The sequence below is a fragment of the Streptomyces sp. VTCC 41912 genome (assembly GCF_045799175.1).
In the GTDB taxonomy this organism is placed as follows: domain Bacteria; phylum Actinomycetota; class Actinomycetes; order Streptomycetales; family Streptomycetaceae; genus Streptomyces; species Streptomyces albulus_C.
Genome location: NZ_JBJMAB010000003.1, coordinates 337,739 through 359,390 on the forward strand (window position 1 = coordinate 337,739; position 21,652 = coordinate 359,390).

Consider the following 21,652-nt stretch of genomic DNA (forward strand, 5'->3'; position numbering starts at 1 on the left):
GGGCGTGGCGTGCGGGCTCGGCCCTGCTCCGCCCGGTCCGGGGCGCGCTCGGTGCGTCGAGCGCCCTGGCCGTCCTGTGCGGGCTGGTCTCCTGCGCCGGTGGGCCGTCGCTGGAACACCGGGGTGCGGTCACCGCCCCGCCCGGCGACAGCCGCGATCTCGCCATCGGCTCGGCCGGTTTCACCGAGAGCGAGTTGCTGGCCCAGATGTACGCGGCGCTGCTCGGCCACGCGGGCTACCGCACCCAGGTCCTCACCGTCGGCAACCGCGAGCTGTACGAACCCGCGCTGGAGGCCGGCCAGATCGATGTCGTCCCGGAGTACGCCGCCACCTTCGCGGACTGGCTCAACGCCAAGGAGCACGGCCCCGAGGCCGCCCCCGTCGCCTCCCCCGACCTGGACCGCACCATGACCGCCCTGCGCCGCCTCGCCGCCCCGCGTGGTCTGACCGTCCTCCCGGCGGGCCGGGCCGTCGACCAGAACGCCTTCGCGGTGCGTGCCGCCTACGCCGCCGAGCACCACCTGCGCACCCTCAGCGACCTGGGCCGCGCCAAGCTGCCGGTACGGCTGGCGGCGGGTGACGAGTGCGTCCAACGGCCGTTCTGCGCACCGGGCCTGCGGAAGACGTACGGCATCGACATCACCGCCGTGGATCCCAAGGGTGTCGGCACCACGCCCGCGAAACAGGCGGTGCAGAACGGCCAGGACCAGATGGTGCTGACGACCAGCACGGACGCCACTCTCGACCAGTTCGGTCTCGTCGTCCTCGTCGACGACCGGAAACTCCAGAACGCCGACTACGTCGTCCCCGTCGTCAACCGCGCCCGGGCTGGCAGCGCCCGCCCGGCCGCCGCTCTGAACCGCCTCAATCACGTGCTGACCACCGAAGATCTGGCCCATCTCAACGAGCAGGTCGACAGCTGGCGTCGGCTCCCCGCCGACGTGGCGCACAACTACCTGGTGTCGAAAGGTCTGTTGAAGGGCTGACCGGGACGGGAGACGTTTCACGTGAAACACCCACCGGGAGCGACGGCCTGGGTGGGTGTTTCACGTGAAACGCCACGCCCCGGCCGCCCCTCATTCCGTCGGGACCGAGTCCACCTCCGGCCGTCCCCGCGAGACCTCACGGTCCTCCGGGGTGATGGTGCGGCGCAGCGCCTCGTGCAGGGTGGTCGGGGTCAGGACGCCCAAGAAGCGCCGACCGTCCAGGACCGCGATCCAACCGGCGTCGTGCTTCAGCATTTCGCTGAACGCCGCCTTGAGGGTTCCGGACGCCGGGATCCACGCCTCCATCCGCCGCGCATGGTCCGCCACGGTTCCCCCGGCGCCCGCCAGACGCTCGGTGCCCACCCAGCCGTGCAGCGCCCCGTCGGCGTCCAGTACCACCGCCCAGCGCGCTCCTTCGGCCCGCAGCCGGGCCACTGCCTCCGCGGCCGGCTCGGCGAGCCGGGCGAACGGCGGGCGCTCCAGGTCGGCGCGGTCGATGGCGGTCACCGAGAGTTGCTTCAACGCCCGGTCGGCGCCCACGAATTCGGCGACGTAGGGCGTGGCGGGTGCGCCCAGCACCCGCGCCGGGGTGTCGAACTGCTCGATCCGCCCGTCGCCGTAGACGGCGATCCGGTCGCCGAGCCGGATGGCCTCCTCGATGTCGTGGGTGACCAACAGCACCGTCTTGTGCATGGTGGCCTGGAGCCGCAGGAACTCCTTCTGGAGGCGGTCCCGGACGACCGGGTCGACGGCGCCGAACGGCTCGTCCATCAGCAGCACCGGCGGATCGGCCGCCAGGGCGCGGGCCACCCCGACCCGCTGCCGCTGACCACCGGAGAGCTGATCGGGGTAGCGCGTGCCGTAGATGCCCGGATCCAGCCCGACCAGGTCGAGGAGTTCGGCGGCCCGCTCCCGCGCCTTGGCCCGCTTCCAGCCGGTCAGGACGGGCACGGTCGCGGTGTTGTCGAGGACGGTGCGGTGCGGGAAGAGCCCGGTCTGCTGGATGACGTAGCCGATCCCGCGGCGCAGCCGGACCGGGTCGACACCGGACACGTCCGCGTCGTCGACGAAGATCCGTCCACTCGTGGGGTCGATCAGCCGGTTCACCATCATCATCGTCGTCGTCTTGCCGCACCCGGACGGTCCGACCAAGGTGACCAGCTCACCCTCGTCGACGTCGAACGAGAGGTCGTCGACAGCGGTGGTCCCGTCGGGATAGCGCTTGGTGACCGACTCGAACCGGATCATTGCGCCATTGAATCCCGCTGCCCCGGACCGGTCCCGTCATGCGGGCAATCGAGTGGGGAAACGGAACGGGGACGGGGGCCGTACGAGTTGCTTCCGGGGCACCGCCTCCCGTCCTGCCGCACCCGGCCCGGCCGGCGTGCTTACGATCCACTCCGGCCGCTCCTCGGAAGGGTGGAAGGGAACGCCACATGAGAGCCGTAGCAGTCAACGCCTTCGGTGCGGACCCGCAGCTCATGGAGCTGCCGCAGCCTGAGCCGGGGCCCGGTGAGGTTCTGGTGCGGCTGGCCGCCGCCGGGCTCAACCCCGTCGACTGGAAGCTCGCCGACGGCATGTTCGGGGAGGCCGTCCACGCGAAGTTCCCGCTGGTGCTGGGGGCGGACGGAGCCGGCGAGGTGGTCGCGGTCGGGAGTGGTGTGCGGCGCTTCACCGTCGGGGATCCGGTGTTCGGCCAGTTCCAGCGGCCGGATCGGGGCGGCGGTTCGTACGCCGAATTCGCCGTGGCCGACGAGGGCGCCATCGCCCTGGCCGCCCGCAGCGTTACCTACGCCACCTCAGCCGCCGTTCCGACGGCCGGGATGACCGCCTACAACCTGGTCGAGGAGACTCGGATCGGCGAGGGCCGGCAGGTGCTGATCGTGGGCGCCACCGGCGGGGTCGGCACCTTCGTGACCCAGATCGCGGCCGGTCGAGGCGCGGAGGTGATCGCCACCGCCCGTCCGGCCAAGGCGGAGTTGATGCGCACGCTGGGGGCCGCGGAGACCGTCGACCACACCGCGGGGCCGATCGCCGACCAGGTCCTGGCGAGCCGTCCGGACGGGGTGGACGTGCTGATCGACATGACCAGCGACGCGGCGGGGTTCGTCGAGCTGACCCGGACCGTGCGGGACGGCGGTGTGGCGGTCTCGCTGATCGGCTCCGCCGACGCCGACGTCCTCACCGAGCACAACCTGCGCGGCTTCAACTTCGTCAACCGCCCCTCCCCGCAACTCCTGGAGATCCTCGCCGGCCACCTCGACGCGGGCCGCCTGACGGTCCTGGTGGGGCTCGAAGTCCCCTTGGAGGAGGCCCCCGAAGCGCTGGCCGCCAGCCGCACCGGGCGGGCGCAGGGCAAGACGGTCCTGGCGATCTGAGGGCGCCCGCCCTCGGTCCCGAGCGGGCCGTCACCGGCGTGGACGGTCCTCGGCGGGCCCGCGCCGGCCACCACGTCGCACGTTCCGCACGCCGGGGCACGCCGCCCACCAGGGCACCGCGTCGTCCTGACGGGCCGACGGCAGGGCGCGACGGAGGCGGACCGTCAGCGGGCCCGCGACGGTCAGGGCGATGGTGACCGCCGCCGCGCCGACCGCGGTCCAGGCGCCGGAACGCAGGGAGGCGGTCAGCGCATCGGTGTAGGCGTCGGCGGCGGGGCGCGGGACGGTGGCCGGCAACGCGTCCAGGAGGCGGGCCCGGAGCAGTGCCAGTGCTGTGGTCAGGAGCGCGCAGGCGACCGCGCAGCCGGCCGCCGTGCAGACCAGCGCCCGGCGGCGGCGTCGGGTCAGCAGCAGACCGGTCAGCAGGCAGAGCCCGGCGGCCGGCGGCAGGAACAGCGCACCGGTGCGCGCGGCCTGGAAGCCGGTCCGCAGGCGCGGCACGTCGGGGGACTTCAGCAGCACGATCGAGGCGCCGGTGGGCGGCACCCGGCGGACGATGTCGATGCCCAGCCCGTTGCCGGACAGCTGGTGCCGGACGCGCTCGATGACCGGCGAGAGGTCCAGGGTGACGGGGGCGTCGCCGGAGGCGGTCAGCGTGCCGTCCAGGGTGCGGTGGGCGGTGCGGTGCACGCCGGTCCACATCGCGGGGAAGGTGCGGCCGGTGACGACCTGGCGCACCTGTTTGTCGACGAACTCGCGGATGCCGCGGGTGAACTTCCGCCGCAGTGCCGGTCGTTCGGTGCGGGGCACCACCTTGAGCAGGCCGTCCAGCCGCACGTGCGGCATCACGCCGTCGGTGACGTCCCGGACGATGGCGTCCTGTACGGCGGGGTTCCCGGCGAGCGGGGCGACCGCGGCCACGTAGCGCTCGGTGTCGGTGAGTTCGGCGCGGGCCCAGAGGGCGGCCAGGCTCAGTGGCAGCAACAGGGTTCCGACCAGCAGCAGCGCGGCGCCGACCAGCGAGCGGGCCCGCTGCGGCTGCCTTGGAGGGCAGCGCGCCGCCGTCACCCGTCCGTCGGCGCGTGCGGGTGCACTCGCGGACATGCGTCCCGGTCCTTCCTGCGACGGCGATGGCTGCCATCTCCAGGCAAGTCCGTACGCCGGTCGGCCGCGAGCGGGACGGGTGCCAATGGGTGACCGCGAGGGCGGGCGGGCGCACGGGTGACCCGGCGCCGGGGCGGGCCCGCGCGCTGCTCAGCGGGGTGCCCGCTGCTTCGACGCGCGGCGGCGGCCGGTCAGTGCCGGTGCGGTCCCGGGCGGTGGACGGGGCCGTGGGAGTCGTCGCAGTGGCTGCCGGAGGGGTGCTCGGGGGAGGGCCGCGGGCCCAGGGTCAGCAGCTCGTCCTCGTCCTGTTCGCCGAGGTGGTCGACCTGGAGCGTGGCGTGGGTGATGCCGTACTCGGTGCGCAGCAGCTCCTGAAGGCTGCGGCGGACCTTGTGGCAGTCGCCCGCCGGGGCGACCAGGATGTGCGCGGAGAGCGCGGGCTGCCCCGAGGTGATCTGCCAGATGTGCAGGTCGTGCACCTCGACGACCTGGTCGGCGGCGACCAGGTGATCGCCCAGCGCGTCCGGGTCGATGCCGGCCGGCGCCGCCTCCATGAAGATCCGGCCGGACTCCCGCACGAGCCCCGTGCCGGCCTTCAGCATCAGCGCGACGACGACGAGCGAGGCGATCGCGTCGGCCTGCTGGAAGCCGGTGGTCAGCACGACGAGACCGGAGATCGCGGTGGCGATGAAGCCGAACAGGTCGGTGAGGATGTGCTGGTAGGCGCCCTCGACGTTCAAGCTGGAGCGGTTGGCCTTCGACAGGAACCAGGTGCAGATCAGGTTCACCACCACACCGGACAGCGCGGTGATGACCACCAGCCCGCCGGTGACCTCGGGCGGCGAGATCAGCCGCTGGACCGCCTCGTAGGCCAGCCAGAGGGAGAGCACGAGCAGGGTGATGCCGTTGGCCTGCGCGGAGAGGATCTCGGCGCGCTTGAGGCCGTAGGTGTACCCGCCCCGTGCGGGCTTCGCGGCCAACCGCATCGCGACCAGCGCCAGCACGATCGACACCGCGTCGGTGAGCATGTGGGCGGCGTCCGAGATCAGCGCGAGTGACTGCGCGAGGAAACCGATGACGACCTCGATCGCCATGTAGGCGGTGAGCAGGATCAGTGCGGCCCGCAGCCAGCGCCGATCGGCGTCCGGGGATACGGCATGGGTGTGGCTGTGTGCATGGCTGTGCCCGCCGTGGGCGTGCTCGGACATGGGCGCGCTCCTTCTCCTGGCTTCACCTTGCTCCTCGCAGCGAAGCAAACCGCACTTCGACAAAAGATCCAAAGGCTGCACCGGTGACCGTTGTCATTACCGTCAAACGGGCTATCGTTCCTGGTCAGAGCGGTGTGACGGAGAGGCGTGAGCGGACGGACACGGTCCGGTCCGGTGCGCTCCGCGCGGTGGTCATCCGTCGTTTCACGTGAAACGAGCTACCGGCGGCCGTCAGGCGGCCCGCGCACGGCCCGCGGCGACGGGGTGCAGCGCCGCGTACTCCAGAGGTGCCGACGGATCGATGGACACGTCGAGCGGCGCCGGTGCGGCGGCGGCCCGGACGAGCAGGTCGCCGACGGCCGCGATCATCGCGCCGTTGTCCGTGCACAACCCCAGCGGCGGGACCCGCAGGGCGATGCCGGCGGCGGCACAGCGCTCCTCGGCCAGCGCGCGCACCCGGGAGTTGGCCGCCACGCCGCCGACCACCACCAGCGTGCCGACGCCGTGCTCGGTGCAGGCGGCGACCGCCTTGCGGGTCAGCACGTCGGCGACGGCCTCTTGCAGCGCGGCCGCGCCGTCGGCGACCGGCAGCGGACGGCCCGCGGCGCGGTGCGTCTCCGCCCAGCGCGCCGTCGCCGTCTTCAACCCCGAGAAGGAGAACGCGAACCGCTTCTCGGCCGGGCCCGTGGTGAGCGGGCGGGGAAAGTGGACAGCGCGCGGATCCCCCTCGCGCGCTGTCCGGTCGATGGCCGGACCGCCCGGGTAGGGCAGTCCGAAGACCCGCGCGACCTTGTCGAAGCACTCGCCGGCGGCGTCGTCCACCGTGTCGCCGAGGTGCACGATCGGGTCGCGGGCCAGGTCCCGTACGAGCAGCAGCGACGTGTGCCCGCCGGAGACGATCAACACCACGCAGGGGTCGGGCAGCGGACCGTGCGCGAGGGTGTCGGCGGCGACGTGGCCGGCGAGGTGGTGGACGCCGTAGAGCGGGACGTCCAGCGCGTACGCCAGCCCCCTGGCCCCGGCCAGTCCCACCTGGAGCGCGCCGGAGAGTCCCGGTCCGGTGGTGACCGCCACCGCCCCGATGTCGGATGCCTGTAGGCCCGCGTCGGCCAGCGCGCTGCGCACCACGGGCGTCAGCGCGTGCAGGTGTGCCCGGGCGGCGATCTCCGGCACCACTCCGCCGAACCGCGCGTGCTCCGCCATGCTCGACGCGACGGTGTGCCCGAGCAGGCGCCCGTCCCGGACCAGGCCGGCGCCCGTCTCGTCGCAGGACGATTCGATGCCCAGCACCACCGGCGAGCCCATGGGCCGCACTCCTTCCGCGTCGCGTTCCGTGCCCTGGACAGTATTAGCAAGTAATTGCAAACAATGTGCAAGAAGGGTGGGGGTGGGCGCACCGGAGCGTGCCGGGAGACGTGCGCCCTCCCCGGGAGCCGGCGCCGCCGGGCCGGTCAGTAAAGTTCGGCACCCGTCCCCCGATCGCCCCGCGACCTCCGTTCGGTCCCTTCGCGCCCCGAGGTGCCCCGCAGTGACTCCCCAGCTCCCGCTCTCCGTCGTAGGCATCGGGGCCGATGGCTGGGAGGGACTGTCGCCGGCCGCACAGCGGGAGCTGGTCGCGGCCGAGGTGCTGATCGGCGGGGTGCGCCAGCTGGCGCTGCTGCCCGCGGAGTGCGCCGGGGAGCGGGAGCCGTGGCCCTCGCCGCTGCGTCCCGCCGTGCCCGGGCTGCTCGCCGCGCACGCCGGACGCCGCGTCTGCGTGCTGGCCAGCGGGGACCCGATGTTCCACGGCATCGGCCGGACCCTGACCGAGGTGATGGCGCAGGACGCGGCGGTGCGGCGGCCGCTGCGCGTGGTGCCGCATCCGTCGTCCGTGGCGTACGCCTGCGCGCGACTGGGCTGGGCGGTGGAGGACACCGAGGTCGTCACGCTGGTCGGCCGGCCGGCGGCGAACGTCGTGCGGGCGCTGCACGACGGACGGCGGGTCCTGGTGCTGTCCGCCGGGCCGGCGACGCCCGCTGAGGTCGCGGAGCTGCTGCGGGAACGGGGCTTCGGCCCGACCCGGATGCGGGTGCTCGAACAACTCGGCGGCGCCCGCGAGCGGGTGGTCGAGGGCCGGGCGGAGCGCTGGGACGCGCCCGCCGGCGATCCGCTCAACGTGATCGCCCTGGACTGCGTGCGGGCGCCGGACGCGCTCCGGCTGCCGGTCGTGCCCGGCCTCCCCGACGACGCCTACGAGCACGACGGCCAGTTGACCAAGCGTCATGTCCGGGCCGCCACCCTGGCCGCGCTGGCCCCCGCGCCCGGCGAGCTGCTCTGGGACATCGGCGGGGGGTCCGGCTCCATCGCCGTCGAATGGCTGCGCGCGCACCGCAGTTGTCGGGCGGTCAGCGTCGAACGGGACGTCGCGCGGGCGGCACGGATCGACCGCAACGCAGGGGCGCTCGGCGTCCCGGCGCTGCGCGTGGTGCAGGGGGCCGCGCCCGCCGCACTGACCGGACTGCCGACGCCGGACGCGGTGTTCATCGGCGGCGGACTGACCGCCCCCGGCCTGGTGGACGCCTGCTGGGAGGCGCTGCCCCCGGGCGGACGGATCGTCGCGAACACCGTGACGCTGGAGTCCGAGGCGCTGCTCACGCAGTGGTACCGGCGGCACGGCGGCGAACTGGTGCGGCTCGCGGTCGCCCACGCGGTGCCGGTCGGCGGCTTCACGGGCTGGCGGCAGGCGATGCCGGTCACCCAGTGGTCGGCGGTCAAGCCCGGCTCGTCCGCCGCGCCGGACCCCGGCCCGCAGGAGGCCGCCGCGCCGCCCCGCTCCCAGGACCCCTCGTAACTCCCCAGGAGACCGACAGCCATGACCGTCTACTTCATCGGTGCGGGCCCCGGCGCCGCCGACCTGATCACCCTGCGCGGCGCCCGCACCCTCGCCTCCTGCGGGGTCTGCCTCTACGCGGGAAGCCTGGTGCCGCGCGAACTGCTCGCCGAGTGCCCGCCGGGGGCCCGGCTGATCGACACCGCGCACCTGGACCTGGACGCGATCACTGCGGAGCTGGTCCGCGCCCACGAGGAGGGCCAGGACGTGGCCCGGCTGCACTCCGGCGACCCGTCGGTGTTCAGCGCGGTGGCCGAGCAGATGCGGCGCCTGGACGCGGCGGGGGTGCCGTACGAGGTCGTGCCCGGAGTACCCGCGTTCGCCGCGGCGGCCGCCGCGCTCAAGCGCGAACTGACCGTGCCCACCGTCGGCCAGACCGTCATCCTCACCCGCGTCGCCCAGCGCGCCACCCCCATGCCCGACGGCGAGGACCTGGCCACCTTGGGGCGCAGCGGTGCGCTGCTGGTGCTGCACCTCGCCGCGATGTACGTGGACCGGGTCGTCGACGAACTCCTGCCGCACTACGGTGCCGACTGCCCGGCGGCCGTCGTGGCGATGGCCTCGCGGCCCGACGAACTCGTCCTGCGCGGCACGCTCGGCGACATCGCCGACCAGATGAAGGGAGCGGGCGTGGTCCGGACCGCCGTGATCATGGTCGGCCGCACGCTGGGCGCCGAGCAGTTCCGCGACAGCCACCTCTACTCGTCGGAGCGCGAGCGGCCGCACGCGCCCTGCGACGGCAGTGCCTGAGGCGACGTCAAACACGCTGTGCGGCAGACCTGTACGGCTGAATTGTATGACCGCATCGGGGTGAATGTCTGTTTTTCTGTTCGCGGAGGTCGGTAAGGAAGCTGCGAAACCCAGGGGGGTTGACGCAAAGGAGCACGCCAGGATGCGTACCAGAATGGCCGCCACCGCGGTCGTCGCCGCGACCGTGCTGACCCTCACCGGCAGCACCGTCGCCACCGCCAGCGGCAAGGACACCCCGCGCCGGTCGAAGGACAGTCCCGTCAAGATGGCCGCCTGTGCCCTGGGCAGCGCGCTGGGCGCGCTGACCGGTGGGGACGACAGCTGCATGCGGGAGCGGATGGACCGCGCACGCGAGATGGCGGCGCGCAAGGCCCTTGCCGAGCGCCGTCGGTCCGAAGCGGGCCGCGAGGACGAGAGGGGCCGTTACGACGGCATGAGCCGTGAGGAAGGGCTCAGCCGCGGGGAGACGCTGCCGCGGATGTGACGAGGGGCTGCACGGCGGGGCGTCGGATCCCGGCCATCGGGCCGGGGCGAGTTTCACGTGAAACATCCGGCGCCAGTCGCGCTAGCCTCCCGGCCCCCGTGACTCCGCCCGGCCCACCACCAGCCCCGCTCGATCGATGCAGATGACGTCGACGGCGACCGGCGCACCCCGCAGTACGGCCAATGACGCGTCCCGTGCCGTGGCCGCCACCAGGTCGCCGAGGGGAACGCCGGCCGCCGCGCACAACTGGAGCGCGGCGAGGCCGGTGTTGGCCCCGGCCACCGCCTCGGCCAGCGCCTCGTCGGCGCCGCCCTGCCGCGCCAGTTCGGCGAGGAAGCCTTTGTCCACCTGGGACCGTGCCGAGTGCAGGTCCAGATGACCGGCCGCCAGTTTCGACAGCTTGGCGAAGCCGCCGCAGATCGTCAGTCGGTCGACGGGATGGCGGCGGACGTACTTGAGCACCGCCCCCGCGAAGTCCCCCATGTCCAGCAGCGCGTCCTCCGGCAGGTGGTGCAGGGCGACCGCGACCTTCTCCGACGTCGAGCCGGTGCACCCGGCGACGTGCCGTCGGCCCGCGGCGCGGGCCACGTCCACTCCGCGCCGGATCGAGTCGATCCACGCCGAGCAGGAGTACGGCACGACGATCCCGGTCGTCCCCAGGATCGACAGGCCGCCCAGAATGCCGAGGCGCGGATTCCAGGTGCTGCGGGCGATCTCCTCGCCGTGGTCGACGGAGATCTCCACCTCGACGTCCGCGGTGGCACCGCTGCCGGCGTGCTGCTGTGCGACGCGCGCCAGGTGCTCCCGGATCATCTGCCGCGGCACGGGATTGATGGCGGGTTCGCCGACGTCCAGCGGCAGTCCGGGGCGGGTGACCGTCCCCACGCCCGGACCGGCCGCGAAGACCACGCCGCTGCCGGCCGGCAGCGCCCGCACCGTGGCCCGCACCAACGCGCCGTGCGTCACGTCGGGATCGTCCCCGGCGTCCTTGACCACCCCGGCCATGGCGGTGGCCGGACCCGCCCCGGCGCCGGTCAACTCCTCCACCGCGAGCGCGAAGGACGGCGTCTGCCCCTTCGGCAGCGTGATCGTCACCGGGTCCGGGAACTCCCCGCGCAACAGCGCCGTGTACGCGGCCGTGCTGGCGGCCGTGGCGCACGCCCCCGTCGTCCAGCCGTGCCGAAGCCCGGTGTGCGCGAGCTGCGCGCTCCGCCCTCCCGTACCCTTCGGTTGCGTTTCACCCACGGAGGAACCCGCCGCTCATGCCGACCTCACCCGTCCACGAACCCGTCCGCCAGGTGCTGATCCTCGGCGGCACCACGGAGGCCCGCCGCCTCGCCGCGGCCTTGGCGACGGAGCCGGGGGTGCGGGTGACGACCTCGCTGGCCGGCCGGGTGGCAGCCCCCCGGCTGCCCGCCGGCGACGTGCGCATCGGTGGGTTCGGCGGCCCGGAGGGCCTCGCCCGCTGGTTGCGCGAGCACGCGGTGGACGCGCTCATCGACGCCACCCATCCTTTCGCCGACACGATCAGTTTCAACGCGGCCCAGGCCGCCGCCACCGCCCATGTTCCCCTGCTGGCCCTTCGCCGCCCCGGTTGGGACGCGCAGCCCGGGGACGTCTGGCACCCGGTCCGCTCCCTCACCGAGGCCGCCGCCGTCCTGCCCACCCTCGGTGACCGGGTCTTCCTCACCACCGGCCGGATGGGCCTCGCCCACTTCGCCCACCTCACGGACCCGTGGTTCCTGGTCCGCTCGGTGGATGCCCCCGAGCCCCCGCACCCGCCCCGGATGGCGACCGTCCTGGACCGCGGCCCGTTCACCCTCGAAGGCGAACGGGACCTGCTCCGCCGGCACCGCATCGACGTGCTGGTGACGAAGGACAGCGGCGCCGCGGCGACCGCCCCGAAGCTGGCGGCCGCACGGGAGGCCGGGGTGCCGGTGGTGGTCGTCCAGCGACCGCCGGTCCCGGAGGGCGTGCCGGTGGCCGCCGAGCCGGGCGCGGCGGTGGACTGGGTGCGCACGCTCCTCGGCTGACGCCGCGCGGGCGGTCAGCGCTCGGGGTACCTGCGCGGAGTCCAGACCACCTCCGAGTCGTCCCCGCGCCGGACCCGCCGGGTCTGGGACGAGCCGACGAGCAGGATGGTGCGCATGTCGACCTGGTCGGGGTCGAGGTCGGTGAGGCGCACGGTGCGGAGCGATTCCTCGGGGCCGCCTATGTCGCGGGCGAGGATGACCGGGGTGTCCGGCGCGCGGTGCTCCAGCAGGACGTCCCGGGCCTTCGCCACCTGCCAGGTGCGGCTGCGGGAACCGGGGTTGTAGAGGGCCAGCGCCAGGTCGGCGGAGGCCGCCGCGCGCAGCCGTTCGGCGATCACCTCCCAGGGCTTGAGGCGATCGGAGAGCGAGAGCACCGCGTAGTCGTGGCCCAAGGGGGCGCCGGCGCGGGCGGCGGCGGCGTTGGCGGCCGTGACGCCCGGCAGCACGCGCACCGGAACGGAGCGGTAGGGCTCCTCCGACGCCACTTCCAGGACCGCCGTGGCCATGGCGAAGATGCCGGGGTCGCCGCCGGAGACCACGGCCACCCGGCGGCCGCGGCGGGCCAGGTCCAGGGCGAATTCGGCGCGTTCGGACTCGACCTTGTTGTCCGAGGGGTGCCGGTGCTGCCCGGGGCGCACCGGTACGCGGTCCAGGTACGTGGTGTAGCCGACGAGGTCGTCGGCGGCGGCGAGGGCGCCGCGGGACTCCGGGGTGAGCCAGCGCGGGCCGGCCGGGCCGGTGCCGACCACGACCACCTCACCGCGGTCCGCGGCCACCGGCTCCGGCTGCTCCGCGGCGGTGGCGATGCGGCTGGGCACCACCGCGACCGAGAAGTACGGCACGGAGTCGGCATCGACGTCGGAGAACGCGCCGGTGCGCTCCCCGGCCATGGTGGCGCGCTCGACGTAGCGGGCCTCGGTGAGCCGGCCGGAGCGCTCCAGCGCACGACGGACACCGGGGAAGGTGCGCCCGAGCTTCATCACGACGGCGGAGTCGGTGGCGCTCAGACGCGCCGTCAGCTCCTCCTCGGGCAGGGTGCCGGGCAGGACGGTCAGCACCTCGTCGGCCTCGGTGAGCGGGGTGCCCAGGCGGGCCGCGGCGGCACTGATGGAGGTGACGCCGGGGATGACCTCGGTCGGGTAGCGGTGGGCCAGCCGCTTGTGCATGTGCTGGTAGGAGCCGTAGAAGAACGGGTCGCCCTCGGAGATCACCGCGACGGTGCGGCCGGCGTCCAGGTGGGCCGCGAGGCGCGCCGCCGCCGCTTCGTAGAACTCGTCCAGGGCTCCGCGGTAGCCGCCGGGATGGTCGGTCGACTCGGTGGTGACCGGATAGACCAGGGCTTCCTCGATGTGGTCCGGGCGGATGTGCTGCGCTGCGATGGAGCGCGCGATCGACCGGCCGTGCCGGGCGCTGTGGTAGGCCACCACGTCGGCCCGGGCGATGACCTCCACCGCCCGCACGGTCATCAGGGACGGGTCGCCGGGGCCGAGGCCGACGCCGTAGAGGTGGCCGGTGGACCGCTCCGGGGATTGCGCGGCCGCCGGGTCCGTCGTGCCGCTGCTCGCCTGCTGCTCGCTCACGCCTACTCTTCCTCGCTCGCCAGGGCGTTGATCGCGGCCGCGGCCATGGCACTGCCGCCGCGCCGCCCGCGCACCACGATGTGATCCAGCTTCGACGGATGGTCGATCAGCGCGTCCTTGGATTCGGCCGCGCCTATGAAGCCGACCGGGATGCCGAGGACGGCGGCGGGGCGGGGCGCCCCCTCCTCGATCATTTCGAGGAACCGGAAGAGCGCGGTGGGCGCGTTGCCGAAGGCGACCACGGCGCCCTCCATCCGGTCCCGCCACAGTTCGAGGGCGGCAGCGCTGCGTGTGGTGCCCATCCGCGCGGCGAGCTCCGGGACCGACGGGTCGCCGAGGGTGCACAGCACCTCGTTGTCCGCCGGCAGCCGCTTGCGGGTCACCCCGCTGGCGACCATCGTGGCGTCGCACAGGATCGGCGCACCGGCCCGCAGCGCGGCGCGCGCACTGGCCACGACGCCCGGGGTGAAGGCCAGATCGCGGACGAGATCGACCATGCCGCAGGCGTGGATCATCCGGACCGCGACCCGGCTGACGTCGGCGGGCAGTGCGGAGAGATCCGCCTCGGCGCGGATGGTGGCGAAGGACTGGCGGTAGATGGCCGCCCCGTCCTTTTCGTAGTCGAACGCGGTCACTGGGGCCTCGGGGTGGTGGGTTGAGGGGTGGAGGGGAGCGGGGCAGCCGGAGGGGCGGCGGATGCGCTCGGCGTTTCACGTGAAACGACGCCCGGCCGGGGCGTTTCACGTGAAACGGTGCCCGGCCCGGCTGTTTCACGTGAAACCGGCGGTCGGGCAAGGGACTTGGGAGACATCGCGGTGGTCCGATAGCCGTCGGGCGTCGCCAGCACGTCGACCCAGGCACCGTGCGGATGGCCGCACCGCCGCTCGCAGCCCGACCAGTGCACGGGCAGCCCGACGGGCGCACCCGAACCGTTCGCCGGAACCGTTTCGCCCCTGGCGAGCACGCCCGCCGCATCGCTCCGCACGTCGGTGAGGGACTTGGCGCAGCCCGGCAGGCCGGTGCAGGCGGTGACCCGGCGCCAGGGGGATGCCGGGTCGGTGATCAGGCCGGCGGCGGCGAACTCGCGCAGCCGCCGGTGCGCCGGTGCGGCGGCCAGGCCGGGGACGATGACACCGCGCCAGGGCGTGAGGCGCAGTTCGCCGTCGCCGTCCGCGGCGGCGGTCGCGGTCAGCAGCCGCCACTGGGCCGCGGCCAGCCGGCCGAGCGGTGCCAGGACCGCCAGCGCGCGGCGACCGTCGGGCCCCTCGACCGGGCCGGGGGCGGTGGCATCGGCATAGTGCGCGGCCGACCCTGGGACGGGGGCGGCCGGATGTTCCACGTGCTCCGCGGCGATGCCCGCGGCCCGCAGCGCACGCTGCACCTCCTGGGCGGTCAGCGGTCCTGCGGTGGGGAGCTCACGGACGCGCCAGGCGCCGCTGCCGCGCTCCGCGGCCGCGGCCAGGAAGACCTCGGCGGCCGTCAGGGCCGCCCGCGGGGCGTCGTCCGCCGCGATCCGCAGTGCCGCCCGGTCGTCGCCGACCCGGAGCAGCGCTCCCCACCCGGACGCGGCGCCCGGTGCGTACCCGGCGGCCGGCGGGTCCTGTCGACCGGATTCTGCGAGCAAGGTCACATCGCCGCCCAGGCCGGCCACGTCGCCCCGACCGTCGTCGAGGACGAACAGGAAGCGGCCCGAAAGTCCTGTCGCGGCATCGCTCGCACACAGCAGCGCGTCCAGGTTCCGGGCCCACAACCGCACGTCGGAGGGGGTGTGCCGGTCCAGTCCGGCCAGCGGCGAGGCCAGTACGTTGCGGATCCGCTCATGGCGTACGGACGGCAGCAGCCCGGCGTCGGCGAGGAGGTCGGCGAGGTGCCGGCCGCCGTCGTCGGGCAGGCCGCGCAGTTCGACGTTGCCGCGGGAGGTGAGCGAGAGGTGCCCGTCGCCGAGGCGTTCCGCTGCGTCCGCCAGGGCGGTGGCCTGGCGGACCGTCAAGTCCCCTGCGGGGAGCCGCACTCGGGCCAGGTTCCCGTCGGCGGCGGGGTGCAGCCGCAGCGCTCCCGGGCAGGCGTCGCCGCGGTCCCGAACGGGTGGTTCGGCCCGGTCGGGGCGTGGTGCGGGGGAGGGCGGCATGGCGGCGAGCATACCTACGTCGGTTTCGCCCGGAACCGTGGCGAGGGGGGCGTGGAGGGCGGCTCCGAAAGGCCCGCTCCCGCGGTGCGGCCGCAGCCCTTACTATGCAGGTCGGCGGGTCGGCTGACCCGCCGGACGCCAGCGACGGCGCCAAGGGAGGAAGCCCGGTGAGAATCCGGCGCGGTCCCGCCACTGTGAACCCGGCCACCGCCGGGTGAGCCAGGAACTCCCGCCGTCCATACGACCACCCGGGGCGTGGACACCCCGAGGAAGGGCTGCGCCGTGATCCTGCTGCTGTCGACGTCCGACACCGATCTGCTCAGCGCCCGGGCGGCCACGGGTCCCGTGCCGTACCGGCTCGCCAACCCCGCCCGCCTCGACGTCGCCGAACTCCCCGGACTCCTCGAGGGCACCGACCTCGTCGTCGTCCGGCTGCTCGGCGGCATCCGCGCCTGGCAGGACGGCCTGGACGTGCTGCTGGCCGCGGGCCAGCACCGCCCGGTCGTCGTGCTCACCGGCGAACAGGCCCCCGACGCCCAGCTCATGGAGGCGTCCACGGTCCCGGTCGGCATCGCGGCCGAGGCGCACGCCTACCTCGCGCACGGCGGTCCGGCCAACCTCTCCCAGCTGGCCTGCTTCCTCAGCGACACCGTTCTGCTCAGCGGCCACGGCTTCGAGCCGCCCGCGGCCGCCCCGTCCTGGGGCCCGCTGGAGCGTCCGGCGTCGGAGGCGACCGGCCCGACCGTGGCGGTGCTCTACTACCGCGCCCACCACATGAGCGGCAACACCCGCTTCATCCACGACCTGTGCGACCAGGTCGAGCGGGCCGGCGGTCGCCCGCTGCCGCTGTACGTCGCCTCGCTGCGGGCCCCCGAGCCGGAGCTGATCGAGGAGCTGCGCGCCGCCGACGTCATCGTCACCACCGTGCTGGCCGCGGGCGGCACCAAGCCCGCCGAAGCCTCCGCGGGCGGCGACGACGAGTCCTGGGACGCCGGCGCGCTGACCGCCCTGGACGTGCCGATCCTGCAGGCGCTCTGCCTGACCGGCGCGCGCGCCGCCTGGGAGGAGAACGACGAGGGCCTCTCCCCGCTCGACGCCGCCTCGCAGATCGCCGTGCCGGAGTTCGACGGGCGCCTGATCACCGTGCCGTTCTCGTTCAAGGAGATCGACGAGGACGGGCTGCCGGTGTACGTCGCCGACGCCGAGCGGGCCGCCCGGGTCGCCGGGATCGCCGTCCGGCACGCCCGGCTGCGCCACATCCCGGCCGCCGAGAAGCGGCTGGCGCTGGTGCTGTCGGCCTACCCCACCAAGCACTCCCGGATCGGCAACGCGGTCGGTCTGGACACCCCGGCGAGCGCCGTCGCGCTGCTGCGCCGGCTGAAGGCCGAGGGCTACGACTTCGGTACCGAGCCGGTGCCCGGCCTGGCGTCCGGCGACGGCGACGAGCTGATCTACGCCCTCATCGAGGCCGGTGGCCACGACCAGGAGTGGCTGACCGAGGAGCAGTTGGCCCGCAATCCGGTCCGCATCCCGGCCGCCGACTACCGCCGCTGGTACGGCACGCTGCCGCAGGAGCTGCGGGAGTCCGTGGAGGAGCACTGGGGCCCGCCGCCGGGCGAGATGTTCCTCGACCGCAGCCGCAACCCCGAGGGCGACATCGTGCTGGCCGCGCTGCGCCGCGGCAACCTGCTGATACTGATCCAGCCGCCGCGCGGCTTCGGCGAGAACCCGATCGCGATCTACCACGACCCCGATCTGCCGCCCTCGCACCACTACTTGGCGGCCTACCGCTGGATCGCCACCCCCACCGCCGACGGCGGGTTCGGCGCCGACGCCATGGTCCACCTCGGCAAGCACGGCAACCTGGAGTGGCTGCCCGGCAAGAACGCCGGCCTCTCCGCCGCCTGCGGTCCGGACGCGGCGCTCGGCGACCTGCCGCTCGTCTACCCGTTCCTGGTCAACGACCCGGGCGAGGGCACCCAGGCCAAGCGCCGGGTGCACGCCACGCTCGTCGACCACCTCGTGCCGCCGATGGCCCGCGCGGACTCCTACGGTGACATCGCCCGGCTTGAGCAACTGCTCGACGAGTACGCCGCGATCTCCTCGATGGACCCGGCCAAGCTGCCCGCGATCCGGGCGCAGATCTGGACCCTGATCCAGGCCGCCAAGCTCGACCACGACCTGGGCCTGGAGGCACGTCCGGACGACGACGGCTTCGACGACTTCCTGCTGCACGTCGACGGCTGGCTCTGCGAGGTGAAGGACGCGCAGATCCGCGACGGCCTGCACGTCCTGGGCGCCGCCCCGGTCGGCGAGGCCCGGGTCAACCTCGTGCTGGCGATCCTGCGCGCCCGGCAGATCTGGGGTGGCACCTCCGCGCTGCCCGGGCTGCGCGAGGCGCTCGGCCTGGACGAGTCGGCCGCGACCCGCACCGCCGCCGACGAAGCCGAGGCGGTCGCCCGCGGACTGGTCCAGGCCATGGAGGACGCGGAGTGGGACCCGGCCGCGGTGGCCCGGGTCGCCGAGGGGCACCCGACCGCGGTCGCGGACGTCCTCGACTTCGCGGCCCGGCAGGTCGTCCCGCGACTGGCCGGCACCACGGCCGAGGTCGACCACGCGGTGCACGCCCTGAACGGCGGGTTCGTTCCGGCCGGTCCGTCCGGCTCGCCGCTGCGCGGCCTGGTCAACGTCCTGCCGACCGGCCGCAACTTCTACTCCGTCGACCCCAAGGCCGTCCCGTCGCGGCTGGCCTGGGAGACCGGGCAGGCGCTCGCCGACTCGCTGCTGACCCGCTACCGCGAGGACAACGGTGACTGGCCGGAGTCGGTCGGCCTGTCCCTGTGGGGCACCAGCGCGATGCGCACGTCCGGCGACGATGTGGCGGAGGCGCTCGCGCTGCTGGGTGTCCGCCCCGTCTGGGACGACGCCTCGCGCCGGGTCACCGGTCTGGAGGCCGTCGAACTCGGCGAGCTGGGCCGCCCCCGGATCGACGTCACCCTGCGCATCAGCGGTTTCTTCCGGGACGCGTTCCCGCACGTCATCGGCCTGCTCGACGATGCGGTGCGGCTCGCCGCCGGCCTCGACGAGCCCGCCGACCGCAACTTCGTCCGGGCCCACGCCCAGGCGGACCTCGCCGCACACGGCGACGAACGCCGGGCCACCACCCGGATCTTCGGCTCCCGTCCCGGCACGTACGGCGCGGGCCTGCTCCAACTCATCGACTCCCGCGACTGGCGCACCGACGCCGACCTCGCCGAGGTCTACACCGTCTGGGGCGGCTACGCCTACGGGCGCGGGCTGGAGGGCCGTCCGGCCCGGGAGGAGATGGAGACGGCGTACAAGCGCATCGCGGTGGCCGCCAAGAACACCGACACCCGCGAGCACGACATCGCCGACTCCGACGACTACTTCCAGTACCACGGCGGAATGGTCGCCACCGTCAAGGCGCTCAAGGGCAAGGCGCCCGAGGCGTACATCGGCGACTCGACCCGCCCCGAGACGGTCCGCACCAGGACGCTGGTGGAGGAGACCTCCCGGGTCTTCCGGGCCCGGGTCGTCAACCCCCGCTGGATCGAGGCGATGCGCCGCCACGGCTACAAGGGCGCCTTCGAACTCGCCGCCACCGTGGACTACTTGTTCGGCTACGACGCCACGACCGGGGTCGTCGCCGACTGGATGTACGACAAGCTCGCCCAGACCTACGTCCTGGACCCGGAGAACCGCGCGTTCCTCCAGGAGGCGAACCCCTGGGCGCTGCACGGAATCGCCGAGCGCCTCCTGGAGGCCGAGTCCCGCGGCATGTGGGAGAAGCCGGACGCGGAGACGCTGGCGGCGCTGCGCGAGGCGTTCCTGGAGACCGAGGGCGAGCTGGAGGGCGAGGACTGACGGCTCGGGGGCGTGACGGAGGGGCGGTGTTTCACGTGAAACACCGCCCCGGCCTCCCTCCGCTCCGCGGAGGCCCTCCCCTCAACCCACCGGCCACGCAGGCCGCTTGGCGAAGTGCAGCCACGCGACCAGGGCCACCAGGACCGCGGTCGCCCCGCCCAGCACCATCACCACCGCGGGGGACGTGCGGTCCACCACCATCCCGCCGGCCAGCGCGCCGAGCGACAGCGTCGCCTGGAACGACGCGGTGAACAGCACCGAGGCCGCCTCGGGCGCCCCGGGCGCCGCCTTGGCGAACCAGGTCTGCGAGGCGACCGGCACCGCGCCGTACGCGACGCCCCAGACCACCAGCAGGGCCAGCGCACCGACCGGTTCCCGACCGAGGACCGGTAGCAGCAGCGTGGCCAGGGCCAGGAGCGCGGCCGCGGTCCCGAAGACGGCGCGCGGACGCCGGGCCACCACGGCACCGCCGGCGAAGTTCCCCACGACCCCGGCGACGCCGTAGACCAGCAGGAACAGCGTCACCGTCGCGGCGGTGGCCAGATGCGTGGTCCGTTCCAGGAACGGCGTCACGTAGGTGTACGCGCCGAAGTGCGCCAGCACGACCAGGAACGTCATCAGCAGCGCGAACCGGGTGTGCACCCCGCGCAGCGTGGCGCGCAGCAACGCCGGACTGGTGGCCCGCACCGCCGGCAGCGGTGGCAGCACCAGGGCGGTCAACACCCACACCCCCACCGCCAGTCCGCCGACCGCGGCGCAGGCGGTCCGCCAGCCGGCCAGATCGCCGAGGAAGGTTCCGGCGGGCACCCCGATCACCGAGCCCAGCGGCACCGCGGAGAAGATCACGGCGGTGGCCCGGCCCGCCGACGCCGCCGGTACCAGCCGCTCGGCGAGCCCGACCCCGATCGACCAGAACCCGCCGATGACCACGCCGACCAGGACCCGGGACAGCAGCACCAGCCAGTAGGCCGGAGCGGCCGCGGCCGTGAAGTTCGCCAGGGCCAGCAGGGCGACGAGGCCACAGAGCATCAGCCGCCGGTCGAACCGGGCGGTCGCCACCGTCACCGTCGGCGCCGCGCAGGCGGCGAGGAACCCGGGAAGCGTCATCATCAGCCCCGCGGTGCCGTCGGAGACGCCGAAGTCCGCCCCGATCCGGGTCAGCAGGCCGATCGGCAGGATCTCGGTGGTGACGATGGTGAAGATGCCGAGGGTCACCGCCAGCACGGCGAGCCGGCCCTTGAGCGGCGCCCGACCGGCCGGCGCCGGGCGTGCCGGGCTCCCGGAGTCCGGTGCGGCCGTGGTCCGGTGCGGGCGTCGGGCGGGGGCGGTGTGGGAGCTGCCGGTGGTCGTCATGGTGTCCGTCCTGAGAGGCGACCGGTTGCGGTGCTCTCAGTCCAGCAGCCGCCGGCCCGACGGTCCGGCGCCTTTCCGACGTGGTGGTTCCGCCGCCGTGGACGCCGGCCGGTGGGCCTTCAGCCCTTGGCCGTCCCGGCGTGGATCTCCCCGTTGCTGGTGGTCAGATCGAGCCGGTAGCGGCCCGCCGGGTCGTTGCGCACCGCGATCCGCTTCGCGCCGTTGGAGGTCTGCGCGGACACCTGGAACGGGGCGTCCGGTACGGTCACCGACACCGCGCCGTTGGAGGTCTTCGCCCGGACGTCCTGCGCTTTCGTCGCGGTGAGCGTGACCTCGCCGTTGGAGGTCTCGGCCTTGATGCCGGTGCCCGCCAGGCCCTTTCCGGTGATCGCGCCGTCGGTGGTGCGGACGTCCACCGCGCCGGACACCCCGTCCAGGTCGATCGCGCCGTTGCTGGTGGTCACCCGCACCGCGGCCACCTTGGACAGGTTGAGCGCGCCGTTGGAGGTCCCGCCGGTCACCGGCACCGTGCCGGGCAGGTCGACCGTGTACGTCACCGAGCAGTGCTCGCCGCAGCCGCCGAGCACCAGGGTGCCGCCCTCGACCCGGTACGTCGGCCCCTGCGGCCGGTCGCCCCGGTAGGTGACCTTGCGGTGCACGCCGGCCGTGCTCCCGCCCGTGCCGCCGTGCACCGTCACGCCGCCGTCGGAGGTGTCCACCCGCACCGCCGTGATCTTCTGCGCCACCGTGGCGTCGTCGGAGAAGGTCTCGCCGACCACGAGGCCGCACGCGCCGAGCGCCAGTGCCCCGGCCGCGGCGAGTGCCGCGGCCCCGGTGAAGCGGACGTACCTGCGCATGAAGTCCCCCCGGAATCCGGTCCGTTCACGGCTCCGG

17 protein-coding genes and 1 riboswitch are annotated in these 21,652 nt (G+C 74.1%); of the genes, 7 read left to right on the plus strand and 10 right to left on the minus strand.

The window, feature by feature from the left end:
* Positions 1-23: 23 nt before the first annotated feature.
* Positions 24-986 carry an ABC transporter substrate-binding protein gene (locus tag ACJ6WD_RS06925; RefSeq protein ID WP_407615322.1) on the plus strand — a complete coding sequence of 321 codons (963 nt, stop codon included), beginning with the start codon at positions 24-26 and terminating at the stop codon, positions 984-986.
* A gap of 90 nt (positions 987-1,076) precedes the next feature.
* Here ACJ6WD_RS06925 and ACJ6WD_RS06930 read toward each other — a convergent pair whose 3' ends face one another.
* Positions 1,077-2,234 carry an ATP-binding cassette domain-containing protein gene (locus tag ACJ6WD_RS06930; RefSeq protein ID WP_407615305.1) on the minus strand — a complete coding sequence of 386 codons (1,158 nt, stop codon included), beginning with the start codon at positions 2,232-2,234 and terminating at the stop codon, positions 1,077-1,079.
* 188 nt (positions 2,235-2,422) lie between these two features.
* Here ACJ6WD_RS06930 and ACJ6WD_RS06935 point away from each other — a divergent pair, with 188 nt between their 5' ends.
* Positions 2,423-3,364 (plus strand): NADP-dependent oxidoreductase, encoded by a 942-nt coding sequence (locus ACJ6WD_RS06935; protein WP_382467935.1) that lies wholly within the window; start codon positions 2,423-2,425, stop codon positions 3,362-3,364.
* A gap of 30 nt (positions 3,365-3,394) precedes the next feature.
* On the opposite strand, the gene ACJ6WD_RS06940 is transcribed toward ACJ6WD_RS06935, so the two are convergent.
* The 3 genes from ACJ6WD_RS06940 to tsaD form a co-directional block, all read right to left on the minus strand.
* Positions 3,395-4,468 carry a hypothetical protein gene (locus ACJ6WD_RS06940; RefSeq protein WP_407615306.1) on the minus strand — a complete coding sequence of 358 codons (1,074 nt, stop codon included), beginning with the start codon at positions 4,466-4,468 and terminating at the stop codon, positions 3,395-3,397.
* Between the two features lie 191 nt (positions 4,469-4,659).
* A complete protein-coding gene (locus ACJ6WD_RS06945; RefSeq protein ID WP_233657174.1) occupies positions 4,660-5,676 on the minus strand; it encodes a cation diffusion facilitator family transporter in 1,017 nt (338 codons plus the stop codon).
* A gap of 231 nt (positions 5,677-5,907) precedes the next feature.
* Complete coding sequence (tsaD, locus tag ACJ6WD_RS06950; RefSeq protein WP_407615307.1) at positions 5,908-6,981, minus strand: tRNA (adenosine(37)-N6)-threonylcarbamoyltransferase complex transferase subunit TsaD; 1,074 nt, start codon at positions 6,979-6,981, stop codon at positions 5,908-5,910.
* 223 nt (positions 6,982-7,204) lie between these two features.
* Here tsaD and cbiE point away from each other — a divergent pair, with 223 nt between their 5' ends.
* The 3 genes from cbiE to ACJ6WD_RS06965 all read left to right on the plus strand — a co-directional run bounded on the left by cbiE (position 7,205) and on the right by ACJ6WD_RS06965 (position 9,779).
* Positions 7,205-8,506, plus strand: a complete 1,302-nt coding sequence (gene cbiE / locus ACJ6WD_RS06955) for a precorrin-6y C5,15-methyltransferase (decarboxylating) subunit CbiE (RefSeq protein WP_407615308.1) — start codon at positions 7,205-7,207, stop codon at positions 8,504-8,506.
* 21 nt (positions 8,507-8,527) lie between these two features.
* The gene (gene cobM, locus ACJ6WD_RS06960; RefSeq protein WP_233657171.1) at positions 8,528-9,295 is read left to right on the plus strand and encodes a precorrin-4 C(11)-methyltransferase; all 768 of its coding nucleotides are present in this window, start codon (positions 8,528-8,530) and stop codon (positions 9,293-9,295) included.
* 142 nt (positions 9,296-9,437) lie between these two features.
* A complete protein-coding gene (locus tag ACJ6WD_RS06965) occupies positions 9,438-9,779 on the plus strand; it encodes a hypothetical protein (RefSeq protein WP_233657170.1) in 342 nt (113 codons plus the stop codon).
* Positions 9,780-9,860: 81 nt separating this feature from the next.
* Here ACJ6WD_RS06965 and ACJ6WD_RS06970 read toward each other — a convergent pair whose 3' ends face one another.
* On the minus strand, positions 9,861-11,024 hold the full coding sequence (locus ACJ6WD_RS06970; protein ID WP_233657169.1) for a cobalt-precorrin-5B (C(1))-methyltransferase: 1,164 nt from the start codon (positions 11,022-11,024) through the stop codon (positions 9,861-9,863).
* A 17-nt stretch (positions 11,025-11,041) separates the two neighbouring features.
* Here ACJ6WD_RS06970 and ACJ6WD_RS06975 point away from each other — a divergent pair, with 17 nt between their 5' ends.
* A complete protein-coding gene (locus ACJ6WD_RS06975; RefSeq protein ID WP_376557483.1) occupies positions 11,042-11,812 on the plus strand; it encodes a cobalt-precorrin-6A reductase in 771 nt (256 codons plus the stop codon).
* A gap of 14 nt (positions 11,813-11,826) precedes the next feature.
* Here ACJ6WD_RS06975 and ACJ6WD_RS06980 read toward each other — a convergent pair whose 3' ends face one another.
* The 3 genes from ACJ6WD_RS06980 to cobG are packed head-to-tail and all read right to left on the minus strand — an operon-like array spanning position 11,827 to position 15,532.
* The gene (locus ACJ6WD_RS06980; RefSeq protein WP_233657167.1) at positions 11,827-13,392 is read right to left on the minus strand and encodes a precorrin-2 C(20)-methyltransferase; all 1,566 of its coding nucleotides are present in this window, start codon (positions 13,390-13,392) and stop codon (positions 11,827-11,829) included.
* 2 nt (positions 13,393-13,394) lie between these two features.
* A complete protein-coding gene (locus ACJ6WD_RS06985; RefSeq protein ID WP_044376979.1) occupies positions 13,395-14,027 on the minus strand; it encodes a precorrin-8X methylmutase in 633 nt (210 codons plus the stop codon).
* The gene (cobG, locus tag ACJ6WD_RS06990; RefSeq protein WP_233657165.1) at positions 14,024-15,532 is read right to left on the minus strand and encodes a precorrin-3B synthase; all 1,509 of its coding nucleotides are present in this window, start codon (positions 15,530-15,532) and stop codon (positions 14,024-14,026) included. Before cobG ends, ACJ6WD_RS06985 begins: the two co-directional genes overlap by 4 nt.
* 85 nt (positions 15,533-15,617) lie before the next feature.
* A riboswitch (cobalamin riboswitch) is annotated at positions 15,618-15,770 on the plus strand.
* A 32-nt stretch (positions 15,771-15,802) separates the two neighbouring features.
* Between cobG and cobN the strand changes: the two genes are divergently transcribed.
* On the plus strand, positions 15,803-19,405 hold the full coding sequence (cobN, locus tag ACJ6WD_RS06995; protein ID WP_233657366.1) for a cobaltochelatase subunit CobN: 3,603 nt from the start codon (positions 15,803-15,805) through the stop codon (positions 19,403-19,405).
* Between the two features lie 81 nt (positions 19,406-19,486).
* On the opposite strand, the gene ACJ6WD_RS07000 is transcribed toward cobN, so the two are convergent.
* Together ACJ6WD_RS07000 and ACJ6WD_RS07005 are read right to left on the minus strand one after the other, a co-directional pair.
* Complete coding sequence (locus tag ACJ6WD_RS07000; protein ID WP_233657164.1) at positions 19,487-20,758, minus strand: MFS transporter; 1,272 nt, start codon at positions 20,756-20,758, stop codon at positions 19,487-19,489.
* A 119-nt stretch (positions 20,759-20,877) separates the two neighbouring features.
* Positions 20,878-21,615, minus strand: coding sequence for a DUF4097 family beta strand repeat-containing protein (locus tag ACJ6WD_RS07005; protein ID WP_407615309.1), 738 nt, complete (start codon positions 21,613-21,615; stop codon positions 20,878-20,880).
* Positions 21,616-21,652 lie beyond the last annotated feature (37 nt).